Raw genomic sequence first — 12446 nt, forward strand, 5'->3', positions numbered from 1 at the left:
CCCCCCGGGCCCCCCCCCCCCCCCCCGCGGGCGCGTCGGGTTTTTTTTTCCCCCCCCCCCCCGGTGGGGGGGGGTGGTCCGTCCCCCCCCCACCCGGCTACCGGGGTGTGGGGGACTCTCCGCGAGTCCCACTCTCACCGTCCTTGTGGAGACTCCCCCTCACCCCGACCCTCTCCCCGCAAGCGGGGCGAGGTGATAAAAACTACCCCTTCGGCGCCTGCTTCTCGGAAGCTGTCGCAGGCTTGCCCTTGGCGGCGGCGCCGGTGACGCGGACCTGGTCGCCGTCGGAGAGGCCGTCCGGTGGTGCCGTGATGACGCGGTCGTCCGCCGCAATTCCGGAGGCGAGCTCGATCTCGCGGCCGAGATCGCGGGCGATGGTCACCGGCTTGAACAGGACCTTGTCGTCCGGACCGACGGTTGCGACGCGCAGGCCGCTGCCGTTGAAGATCAGCGCGCTGGCGGGAATGCTGAGCGGCGCGGAGTCGCGCTGGAGGCTGAGCTTCACGCTGGCGTAACCGCCGGGCATCAGCTCGCCTGAGGAATTGTCGAGACCAAGTTGCATCCGCGTCGTGCCGGAGGCGACGTCGACCGCCTGGGAGGAAGCCTCCACCGTCGCCTGGAAGGTCCGGTTCGGATACTCCGGCAGTACGATGGCGGCCTTGGCGCCGATCTTGATCGCGGGCACGTAGTTCTGGGGAACGTTGATGTAGACGCGCAGCTTGGTGATGTCGGAGACCACGAACATCGCCGGGCCCGAGCCGCCGCCCGAATTGATCAGCGCACCGACGTCGGTGTCCCGCGCCGTAACCACACCGTCAAACGGAGCGGTGATCTTCTTGTAACCGGCGAGCGCCTCGAGCCGCTCGACATTGGCCTGGCCCGAGCGAACCGCCGCGTTCTTGTTGGAGAGATCGGCGGTACGCTCGTCGATCTCCTGCGCGGAGACGAAGTTGGAAGCGACCAGCGTCTTGCGGCGGTTGAGGGTGGCTTCCGACAGCCTGGCGCTGGACTGCTGGCTGGCGAGGTCGGCGCGGGCCTGAAGTAATTGCTGGTCGAGGTCGGGCGCCTCGATCTCGGCGATCACCTGACCGGCCTTCACCCGCGCACCGATGTCGGCGCTCCAGCTTTTGAGATAGCCGGGAACGCGGGCAAAGATCGGCGCGCGATAATAGGCTTCGAGACGGCCCGGCAAGTCGATGGTCGAATTGGCAGCCTTGGCATTGGGCAGCGTCACCGCGACGCTGGGAACGGCCTGGTCATCGGTCCATGCCTTCAGCCTGGAGCCCTGCTCCTCGCGGGCACGGATGCCGGTGCCTACGACCAGGCCCGCCGCGATCAGCGCCACCACGCAGAAAATGCCCAGTTTCCGGTGCGACACCGGGGAGCGGGGTTCAGTGGGCAACATGCGGGGTCTCCAGGGAGGCGGCGGCTTTGGCGCCTTGCTTCTTGTGTACCATGCTGAACACCACCGGAACGAACATCAGCGTGGCGAACGTTGCAAAGATCAGGCCGCCGATCACGGCGCGCCCAAGCGGCGCATTCTGCTCGCCGCCCTCGCCGAGCCCCAGCGCCATCGGCGCCATGCCGATGATCATGGCGAGCGCGGTCATCAGCACCGGGCGGAACCGGACGAAGCCGGCTTCGAGCGCCGCGGCGATGGGGTCGCCGAGCTCCTCGTAGCGCTCGCGGGCGAACGAGATCACGAGCACGCTGTTGGCGGTGGCAACGCCCATGCACATAATGGCGCCGGTCAGCGCCGGCACCGACAGCGTCGTCTCGGTGGCGAACAGCATCCAGACGATTCCGGCGAGTGCTGCGGGCAGCGCCGTGATGATCACGAACGGATCGGACCAGGACTGGAAGTTCACGACGATCAGGAAATAGATCAGGACGACCGCGCCGAGCAGGCCGAACAACAAGCCGGTGAAGGCGCTGTTCATGGTCTGCACCTGGCCGAGCAGCACCACGGAAGAGCCTTTCGGCACCTCCTTGGCGGTGTCGGCGATCACCTGGCGGATGTCGGTCGCGACCGCACCGAGATCGCGGCCCGAGGTCGTGGCGAAGATCTGCACCATCGACTGGATATCGTATTGCGAGACCACCGCGCTCGAGGTCGAGCGCCTGATGTCGGCGATACCGCCGAGGATCGGCGACTGCGAATTGCCGGCCGCCGTGATCGGCAGCGTCTGAAGTGCGCTGAGCGAATCCATCTGGTATTGCGGCGTCTGCATCACGATCGAATAGGACACGCCGTTATCAGGATTGAGGTAGTAGGTCGGCGCCACCTGCGAGGAGCCGGCAAGGTTGACCACGAGACTGTTGGTGACGTCGCGCTCGGTCAGGCCGACATATTGCGCGCGGGTGCGGTCGACATCGATGTTGAAGGTCGGATTGTTCGGCGACTGCTGGATGCGCGCATCCGCGACACCGGGAATCCTGCGGACCCTGGCCAGCAGATTGTTGGCATAAGCGAAGTTGGCCCTGAGATTGGCGCCGCGGATCTGCAGGTCGATCGGCGCCGGCACGCCGAAGTTCAGGATCTGGCTGACGATGTCGGCCGGCAGGAAGGCGAAGCTGACGCCGGGAAACAGCCGCGGCAATTGCTCACGCAGCACGCGCACATGCTCCTCCGTCGGCTTGTGGCCTTCCTTCAGTTTGATCTGGATGTCGCCATCCTGCGGGCCGATCACGCCGGTGTTGTTGTAGGTCATGTTGATGCCGGAGATCGGCATGCCGATGTTGTCGGTCAGCGTTTCGATCTCGCCCGGGATCAGCTTGCGGATCGCCTTCTGCACGTCGGCGAGCTGGTTGGCGGTCTCCTCCACGCGGGTGCCGACCTGGGTGCGGACGTGCATCAGAATGTTGCCGGCATCGACCGCGGGGAAGAAGTTGCGCCCGAGGAACGGCACCAGCGCGAACGACGCGCCGACCACGCAAAGGAAGCCGATCACGAACACCGGACGGTGCGCGAGCGCGAGCCCGAGGAAATTGTGATAGCCACCGCGAATGCGCTCGAAGCGAGCCTCGAAACCGCGCTGGAACCAGACCAGGGGATTGCGCGACTTCGGCGGACCCTCCTCGTGGTGGACATGCGCCTGCAACAAATAGTTGGCCATGGTCGGCACCAGCGTGCGCGACAGCAGGAACGACCAGATCATCGCGAACATCACCGCTTCCGCCATCGGCACGAACAGGAAGCGCGCCACGCCGGTGAGGAAGAACATCGGCACGAACACGATGCAGATGCAGAGCAGCGAGACGAAGGCCGGCGTCACGATCTGGTTGGCGCCGTCGAGGATCGACTGCTCGACCGGCTTGCCTTGCTCCAGATGGTAGTTGATGTTCTCGATCGTGACGGTGGCGTCGTCGACGAGAATGCCGACCGCGAGCGCGAGGCCGCCGAGCGTCATGATGTTCAGCGTCTCGCCGATCGCCGACAGCATGATGATGGCGCCGAGCACCGAGAGCGGAATCGAGACCGCGATGATGACGGTCGAGCGCCAGCTGCCGAGGAACAGCAGGATCATGACGCTGGTGAGCAGCGCCGCGATCACGCCTTCGAACGCGACACCTTCGATGGCGCCGCGGACGAACACCGACTGATCGCCGATGAAGCCGATCTTGAGCGCGTCAGGCAGCTGGTCCTTGACGTCGATCACCTTCTGCTTGATGCCTGCGATGATGTCGAGCGTCGAGGTCGCGCCTGCCTTGAGCACCATCATCAGCACCGAGCGGTTGCCGTCGACATGGACGATGTTGGTCTGCGGCGGGTTGCCGTCCCTGATTGTCGCGACGTCGCGCACATAGACCATCGCGCCGTTGACGGTCTTGATCGGCAGATTGCCGAGCTCCTCGATCTTCAGCGGCGAATTGTTGAGCTGGATGATGTATTCGAACTGCCCGATCTTCTGAGTGCCGACCGGCGTGATCAGGTTCTGGGCCGCGAGCGCGTTGGCGACGTCCTGGCCGGACAGACCCCGGGCCTGGAGCGCGGTCGGGTCGAGGTCGATCTGGACCTGGCGCTGCTTGCCGCCGAACGGATACGGAATAGCTGCGCCAGGCACGGTGACCAGCGGCGTACGGAGCTGGTTGATGCCGATATCGGCGAGGTTCTGCTCGGTGAGGCCATCGCCCGAGAGCGCCACCTGGACGATCGGCACGGTGGAGGCAGAATAGTTCAGGATCAGAGGCGGCGTCGCGCCCGGCGGCATCTGCTTGATCAGCGTCTGCGAGATCGCGGTGACCTGCGCATTGGCGGTGCGGATGTCGACGTTCGGCTGGAAGAAAATCTTGATGATGCCAAAGCCGTTATAGGAATTGGCGGTGATGTGCTCGATGTCGTTGACCGTCGTCGTCAGCGCGCGCTGGAACGGCGTGGTGATGCGGCCCGACATCTGGTCGGGCGGCAAGCCGGTGTATTGCCAGACCACGCCGATCACGGGGATGCGGATGTCCGGAAAGATGTCGGTCGGCGTCCGCAGCGCCGCCAGCGGTCCGATGATCAGGAGCAGGAGCGCGAGCACGACAAACGTGTAGGGCCGGCTCAGGGCAATACGGACCAGAGCAATCATTCGCCAGGAAATTCCAGGTCAAGCGAGGATACGGAATCCGCCCCCGCGGGGATCCCTTCCTCCCTTTACCCGAGCACCGCCGGAAACGCTAATCTCCGGCGGGTTTCCCGCCTTCAATTCCCTGCTACCGCACTGCGGAACACGCACTGCGGCCATGCGGCCGCCTCATGCGGCGCGGACCGAGTCCAGGAACTTGCCGACTTCGAGCTTGAGGCGGCTCGAGTCGCGCGACAGCATCTGCGCCGCCGACAACACTTGCGAGGACGCCGAGCCGGTTTCGGAAGCACCGTGCTGAACCTCGCCGACATTGGACGACACCTGCTGGGTGCCTTGGGCCGCCTGCTGCACGTTGCGGGCGATCTCCTGGGTCGCCGCGCCCTGCTGCTCCACCGCCGCCGCGATCGCCGAGGAGATCTCCGACAGGCGGGCGATCGTGCCGCTGATCTGGCCGATGGCACCAACCGATTCCTGCGTCGCCGTCTGGATGCCGCCGATCTGCTGGCCGATTTCGCCGGTGGCCTTGGCCGTCTGCTCAGCGAGCGCCTTCACCTCCGAGGCAACCACCGCGAAGCCGCGGCCGGCCTCGCCGGCACGAGCCGCCTCGATCGTCGCATTGAGCGCCAGCAGATTGGTCTGCCCGGCGATAGCGTTGATGAGCTCGACGACGTCGCCGATCCGCGACGCCGCCCGCGACAATTCGCTGACCCGCTCGGTGGTGGATTGCGCCTGGCTGACGGCCTCCCCGGCGATGCGGGCGGATTCCTGCACCTGCCGGCTGATCTCACGCACCGAGGAGGACATCTCTTCGGCCGCCGACGCCACTGAATGGACGTTGGTGGAGGCTTCTTCCGAGGCGGACGCGACCACCGTCGCCAATTCCTGCGCCCGACCGGCGGTCGAGGTCAGCGTCGTAGCCGACGCCTCGAGTTCGGTCGCCGCCAAGGACACGGTCTCGACGATTTCGCCGACCGCGGCCTCGAAGCCGTCGGCAAGCTTTGTCATGTCGGCCTTGCGCTGTCCCTCGGCACGGCGCTGTACCGCCTGCACCTCGTCGCGGCTGAAGCGGATGATGGTCTGCACAGTCTGGAGGTTGCGCAGCGCTTCGCCGATCTCGTCGTCGCGATGGATCAGGATGCGGTTGTCCAGCTTGTCCTGAACGAGATCGACCAAGGTATCGTTGAGCTGCTGCATCGGACCCTGGATCGCGCGCATGGTCTTGAGGCCGGCGAAGCCGAGGACGACAGCGCCGGCGACGGCCAGCAGCGCCAGGCTCAGGCTGGTCGTACCGCCGGTCGAAAGCGCCCCACCGATGCCAAGCGCGAGCACGAACAGCAGCTGCAGCACCATCGTGGTGACCAGGCGTGCCTTCAGCGTCCTGGTGAAGATCGCAAAATGGTCAAGCAGCGAGCGGCGACGGATGATACCGGCGTCGACGCGATAACCATGCGGCTTCTTTTCGCGGATCGCCGCGTAGACCTCTTCGGCCAGCTTGCGCTGGTCAGCCGGCAACTTGGTGCGGATCGAGGTATAGCCTGTGACCTGGCCGTTCTCGCGAATGGGCGATGCCGTCGCCAGTACCCAGTAGAAATCGCCGTTCTTGCGGCGGTTCTTCACCGCGCCGAGCCACGGCTTGCCGGCCTTCAGCGTGTCCCAGAGATTGTCGAACGCCTCCGGCGGCATGTCCGGGTGACGGACGATGTTGTGCGGCTGGCCCATCAGCTCCGCGGATGTGAAGCCCGCGGCCGCTAGGAAGTCGTCGTTGAAGTAGGTGAGCTTGCCCTTCAGGTTCGTCTTCGAAACGATGAGGGTCTCATCGCTGACGGGATATTCGATTTCTGTGACGGGAAGATTTTTGCGCATGTGGGGCCCCAAAGACCGGATGAAACATCAGTTGATTCCAATCTGGGCTGCGGCGATGCCGGCGGTCCATGCGATATCCTTCTAAGCCGAAATTAACTATCGATGAAATCGCGTCCCGTATGATTACGGGCGCCGCCTCACGATGCTACCTGCAGGCGACATCAGGCTACCGGCGCCGAAAAAAAAAGAGCGGCGCTTGCGGCGCCGCTCGTTGGTCGATGGATGTTGACGCCGAGGTTTACGCGCTGCGCGTGGGCCGTCGCTACGCCGCGCGAACGTTGGTCAGGAACTTGCTGACCTCGGTCTTGAGCCGGCCCGAGTCGTTGGACAGCATCTGTGCCGCCGACAGCACCTGCGAGGATGCCGTGCCGGTCTCGGTTGCGCCGCGCTGCACGTCGGTGATGTTGGATGAGACCTGCTGGGTGCCCTGCGCCGCCTGCTGGACATTGCGGGCGATCTCCTGGGTTGCCGCGCCCTGCTCTTCCACGGCCGCCGCGATCGCCGACGAGATCTCCGACAGGCGCTCGATGGTCGACGAGATCTCCTTGATGGCGCCGACCGAGTCGTTGGTCGCCGCCTGGATGCCGGAGATCTGCTGGCCGATCTCGCCGGTCGCCTTCGCGGTCTGCTCGGCGAGCGCCTTCACCTCGGACGCGACGACCGCAAAGCCGCGGCCGGCTTCGCCGGCGCGTGCGGCTTCGATGGTCGCGTTCAGCGCCAACAAATTGGTCTGGCCGGCAATGGTGTTGATGAGCTCGACGACGTCGCCGATGCGCGAGGCGGCCTTCGAGAGTTCGCTGACGCGCTCGGTGGTGGAGCGCGCCTGGCCGACGGCATCGCCCGCCATCCGCGCCGATTCCTGCACCTGGCGGCTGATCTCGCTCACCGACGAAGCCATCTCCTCGGTCGCCGAGGCCACCGACTGCACGTTGGTCGAGGCTTCCTCCGAAGCACCGGCAACCGTGGTCGCCAGCCGCTGCGAGCGGTCGGCGGTCGAGGTCAGCGTCGAGGCCGAGGCCTCCAGCTGGGTCGAGGCCGACGACACGGTCTGCACGATCTCGCCGATCATGGTTTCGAATTCGCGGGTGATGTTGTCGACGCGGCGGCCGCGCTCGATCTTGGCTTCGGCATCGGCGGCGGCAGCTTCGTCGGCGGCCTTCTTGGCGATCAGCGCTTCCTTGAAGATCTGGAGCACGTCGGCCATGGCGCCGATCTCGGTCTTCTCACCGCGGTGCGGAACCTCTGCGGAAAGGTCGCCCTTGCCGAGCGCCTGCATCGGTTCGGTAATCGAGTTGATGCCGTTCGAGACGTCCTGGACGAGGTAGAAGCCAACGCCGGAGCCGACGAGGACGGCGGCGCCGAGAATGATCGCGACCAGCATGAAGGCATGATTGTAGCTATCTGCAGCGTCCTGAGCTGCCTGGTCTCCACCCTTGGTGTTCAGCTCGATGTCCTTCCTCAGGACCTCGTCGGCCTGAAGCCCGATCTTGTTGACCGTCTTCGTGTTCAGCTCATGCGCTTCGTGCGGGACCTTGTTGGCGTCCTTGCGCGACAGCGCCATGACCTCCTGGGTGCCCTTCTTGTACTCCTCCCAGAGCTTCGACCATTCACCGTAGAGTGCCCGTTCTTCAGGCGAGGTAATCATGTCCTCGTAAGTTTTGCGAAACTTGGTGTTGGCCTCGATCACCGTCGCGAGCGTCTTTTCCATCGCGAGCTTCTCGTCCAGCGTTTCCGACAGCATATGCTCCCGGATGACGTTGCGGTAAGTGATCACGCCGGCACGCAACTCGCCGAGCACGCGCACGCTGGGCATCCAGTTCGTGGTGATGTCGACGGTGTTGGCATTCATCGACCGCATCTTCATGACGGCGAGCAGGCCCATGCCGGCCATCGCGACCAGCAGGAACGCCACGACACTGATGATCTTGGCGCGAATGGAAAAGGTGGCGAGCATAATCGGTCTCTTTGCGTTGGCGCGGCAGCGCGTCCGGAATTTTACGAATCAACCTAAGGGAGCAGCACCGACATCCAACACGAGAGCACCTGAGCAGATGTTAACGACGGCTCCGTACGAGTACGAAGCCCGAAACAAATGAACAGGGCGCTAAAAATGCCCTGCGCTCAGCGCATGAGCCCAAGCGCGTCGGAGAAAAACTCCGGGCCGCCGAAGTTTCCGGATTTCAAGGCGAGCAACATGTCGCCTTTTTCAGCACCGACTGCACGCAGCACCGGGACGCCGGCTGCGATCTCTACTCCCACCAGAAATCCGGGGATCTTCAGGCGGTCGACCACGGCGCCGGATGTTTCCCCGCCGGCAACGACCAGGCGCTTGACGCCGGCCTGCACCAGACCCTCGGCGATGTCGGCCATCGCCTGCTCGATGGCGTGACCCGCTGCGTCCCGACCATGGCGCGCCTGGAGCGCGGCGACCTGATCCGGCGTCGAGCTCGATGTGATCAGGACCGGACCGTCCGCCAGTCGCGGCTTCGCCCAGGCCAGCGCGCGCTGCGCCTCGTCCTTGTCCGTAGTAGTACGGTCCGGATCGAGATGCAGCACCGGCATGACCCGCTCGGCATTGGCGATCTGCTGGAGCGTCGCCTGCGAGCAGCTTCCAGCCAGGCACGCCGCCGGTCCGCCGACCGCTACCCCCGCCTCGCTGCTCGCCGCGCTCGATGTGATCTTGCCTGTCGACACCAGCGCCCGCGCCAGCCCAAGCCCCAGGCCGGAGGCGCCGACCGACAACCGATGGTCGGCGGCCACAAGACCGATGGTCTCGAGGTCGCGATCGAACACGGCATCGATGATCGCCGCGCCAATGCCCTTGCCCACGAGTTCGGCGAGCCGCGCCCGCACGGCATCCGCGCCGCGGGTAACGGTGGCGAGGTCGACCAGGCCGATTTGCGTCCTGCTCTGGCGCGCCAGCACGCGCACCAGGTTGGAATCGTGCATCGGGTTGAGTGGATGGTCCTTCAGCGGGCTCTCGTTCAGTGGCACGGCGCCCACGAACAGATTGCCCTGGTAGACGGTGCGGCCGGTCTCCGGGAAGGCCGGCGTCACCAGCACGGCCGCCTCGCCGCAATCGGCGCGCAGCGCGTCCATCACCGGGCCGATATTGCCGGCATCCGTGGAATCGAAGGTCGAGCAGATCTTGAACAGCACGTGGCTTGCGCCGCGGCCGCGCAGCCATGTCTCGGCCGCGCGCGAGCGCGACACGGCAAGGCCGGCCTCGATCGAGCGGCTCTTCAAGGACACCACGACGGCGTCGATCTCGGGCAGTGCCAGATCATCGGCGGGTATGCCGATGGTCTGCACCGTGCGCAGGCCCGCGCGCGTCAGCGTGTTGGCGAGGTCGGAGGCGCCGGTGTAGTCGTCGGCAATGCAGCCAAGAGATATTTTCGCTGCAAGAGTCACGGCTTCACTCCCGCATAAGGCCTGAACCAGGCAAGGCCGTCGGTGGTCTTGCCGCGCGGATTATATTCGCAGCCGACGAAGCCGGCATAGCCGAGCCGGTCGAGCTCGTCGAACAGGAACGGATAGTTCAGCTCCTCGCCGTCAGGCTCGTTCCGCGAGGGGATGCTGGCGATCTGGATGTGGCCGATCACCGGCATCATCTCGCGCAGCCGCATGGTGACGTCGCCATGGATGATCTGGCAGTGATAGATGTCGAACTGGAGTTTCAGGTTCGGAAGCCGCAGCTCCTGGATCAGGTCGCGCGCGAATCCGAAATCGTTGAGGAAATAGCCGGGCACGTTGCGCGCATTGATCGGCTCGAGCACGATGTCGATGCCGTGCGGCGCAAAGAACTCGGCGGCCCACGCCACCGATTTGTAGAACCCCTCGATGGCGACGCGCTCGCCGCGATTGGCGATGCCTGCCATCAAATGCAGCCGCTTGACGCCGGTCGCCTTGGCGTAGGGCAGCGCGGTCTCCAGGCTCGCCTTCAGCTCGGGGAATCGCGACGGGAGCGCCGCAAAGCCCTTCTCGCCGGCATCCCAGTCGCCCGGCGGCAGGTTGAACAGCGCCTGCGTCAAGCCGTTGCGCTTGAGCCGCTCGCCGACCGCCTCGGCCGGATGCTCATAGGGAAAGAGAAACTCGACAGCCGTGAAGCCGGCTGCCGCAGCGGCGTCGAAGCGGTCGAGGAACGGCACCTCGGTGAACATCATCGAGAGATTGGCGGCAAAACGGGGCATGGGAATCCTCTTGTCTACTTGTCGCCGGGCAGCTTCACGCCGGTGACCTGCGCATACATCCGCGCCACCGACGCATCGTCGTCGCGGCCCATGCCGGCGGCTGATGTCATCAAGAACATCTGAAGTGCTGCGGCGGAGACCGGAACCGGGAATCTGGCACTGCGCGCCATGTCCTGGATGATGCCGAGATCCTTGACGAAGATCTCGACCGCACTGCGCGGCGTGTAATCGCCGTCGAGCACGTGCGGCATGCGGTTCTCGAACATCCAGGAGTTTCCGGCGGACGCCGTGATCACCTCATAGACCTTGCGGATGTCGAGCCCCTGCTTGGCCGCGAATGCGATCGCCTCGCTGGCGGCGGCGATATGCACGCCGGCGAGCAACTGGTTGATCATCTTGAAGGCGGCGCCCTGGCCTGCGGCATCGCCAAGCTCGTAGAGTTTTGCGGCCATGGCATCGAGCGCGGGCCGCGCTTTCTCGAACGCAGCCGGGCTGCCGGAGGCGAGGATCGTCAGCTCGCCCTGCGCTGCGCGCTGCGCCCCGCCGGAGATCGGCGCATCCAGATAGTGCCGGCCCGTCGCCTCCAACTGCCTGGCGAGACGCCGCGCCACGTCGGGATCCATCGTCGCCGACGACAGGAAGACGCTGTCCTTGGCCATGGCTTCGGCGACGCCGTCCTTGCCGAACAGGATGGTCTCGGTCTGCGCGGCATTGACGACGACGCTGACGACGATGTCGGCGCCCCTGGCAGCTTCGGCCGGCGTCTTGGCGCCCGCGCCGCCCTCCGTCACGAAGCGCGCGACCGCATCAGCCGAGACGTCGCAGCCGGTGACGACATGACCGGCGCGCTTCAGCGAGGTCGCCATGCCAAACCCCATCGAGCCGAGCCCGATGACGGCGATGCGCTGATTCTGTGACGTGGAGGCGGACATGCAACTGATCCTTGCGACGTTTCCCGGAGGGCCGCCCTTTGCGGCAGCTTGGCAACCGAATAACACGGCTTGGCCGCGCTGCCAAAGCGTGAGACAAACGGCCATGACGGCCATGAGCAACGAGACATTGCTGCGTGAGGATATCTGCCGCTTCGGACGGTCCCTGTTCGAGCGTGGGCTGACGCCCGGCTCCTCCGGCAATATCAGCGTCAGGCTGGACGGCGGAGGCTGGCTGGTGACGCCGACCAATGCCTCGCTCGGCTTCCTCGATCCCGCAAAGCTGTCGCGGCTGGACGATCAGGGCCGGCTGGTTTCCGGCGATGCGCCGACCAAGGAAGTTCCGCTGCACAATGCGCTCTACGCCACGCGCGGAAGCGCAAGGGCGATCGTGCATCTGCATTCTACCCATTCGGTCGCGCTGTCGATGCTGCCGGAGATCGATCCGCGCGCCGCGCTGCCGCCGATGACGGCCTATTATCTGATGAAATGCGGCGCCACCGCGCTCGTGCCTTATTACCGCCCTGGCGATCCCGCGGTCGCCGATGCGATCAGGGGGCTGGCGGGGAAGTACTCATCCGTGCTGCTCGCCAATCACGGCCCCGTCGTCGCGGGCGACACGCTGGAAGCGGCGGTGTTCGCGACGGAGGAGCTGGAGGAGACGGCGAAGCTGTATCTGCTGCTGCGCGGAATGAACCCGCGGTATTTGTCGCCGGAGCAGGTGACGGATCTGGTGAAGGTGTTTGGGCTGACGCTGCCGGAGCACGGGCACGAACCCCACACACCGCCGTCATCCTGAGGTGCGAGTGGCGGCGGGGGCGGCAAAGCCCCCGGGGCGGCGGAGCCGAGGCGGCGAGGCGCGGGCGGGGAAACGAGGCGCGCCGCGCGAGCGCCGC

The 12446-nt window shown here is 65.5% G+C and carries 8 protein-coding genes; 1 reads left to right on the plus strand and 7 read right to left on the minus strand.

Features of this window, described 5'->3' with window-relative positions:
- Positions 1–202: 202 nt before the first annotated feature.
- The 7 genes from AC0L2J_RS21695 to ltnD form a co-directional block, all read right to left on the minus strand.
- Positions 203–1405: an efflux RND transporter periplasmic adaptor subunit gene (locus AC0L2J_RS21695; protein ID WP_473394095.1), complete on the minus strand. Its 1203-nt coding sequence runs from the start codon at positions 1403–1405 to the stop codon at positions 203–205.
- On the minus strand, positions 1392–4571 hold the full coding sequence (locus AC0L2J_RS21700; RefSeq protein ID WP_473394099.1) for an efflux RND transporter permease subunit: 3180 nt from the start codon (positions 4569–4571) through the stop codon (positions 1392–1394). The genes AC0L2J_RS21695 and AC0L2J_RS21700 overlap by 14 nt, the downstream gene beginning before the upstream one ends.
- Before the next feature lie 165 nt (positions 4572–4736).
- The gene (locus AC0L2J_RS21705) at positions 4737–6431 is read right to left on the minus strand and encodes a methyl-accepting chemotaxis protein (protein WP_473394103.1); all 1695 of its coding nucleotides are present in this window, start codon (positions 6429–6431) and stop codon (positions 4737–4739) included.
- Positions 6432–6693: 262 nt separating this feature from the next.
- Positions 6694–8385, minus strand: coding sequence for a methyl-accepting chemotaxis protein (locus tag AC0L2J_RS21710; RefSeq protein WP_473394107.1), 1692 nt, complete (start codon positions 8383–8385; stop codon positions 6694–6696).
- Positions 8386–8552: 167 nt separating this feature from the next.
- Positions 8553–9842, minus strand: a complete 1290-nt coding sequence (gene otnK, locus AC0L2J_RS21715) for a 3-oxo-tetronate kinase (RefSeq protein ID WP_473394111.1) — start codon at positions 9840–9842, stop codon at positions 8553–8555.
- The gene (gene otnI / locus AC0L2J_RS21720) at positions 9839–10621 is read right to left on the minus strand and encodes a 2-oxo-tetronate isomerase (protein WP_473394115.1); all 783 of its coding nucleotides are present in this window, start codon (positions 10619–10621) and stop codon (positions 9839–9841) included. Before otnI ends, otnK begins: the two co-directional genes overlap by 4 nt.
- Before the next feature lie 14 nt (positions 10622–10635).
- Complete coding sequence (gene ltnD / locus AC0L2J_RS21725) at positions 10636–11553, minus strand: L-threonate dehydrogenase (RefSeq protein ID WP_007607965.1); 918 nt, start codon at positions 11551–11553, stop codon at positions 10636–10638.
- 103 nt (positions 11554–11656) lie between these two features.
- On the opposite strand from ltnD, the gene otnC reads away from it, so the two are divergent.
- On the plus strand, positions 11657–12349 hold the full coding sequence (gene otnC, locus AC0L2J_RS21730) for a 3-oxo-tetronate 4-phosphate decarboxylase (protein WP_063993166.1): 693 nt from the start codon (positions 11657–11659) through the stop codon (positions 12347–12349).
- Positions 12350–12446 lie beyond the last annotated feature (97 nt).

The sequence above is a fragment of the Bradyrhizobium sp. MV1.5 genome, from assembly GCF_055807615.1.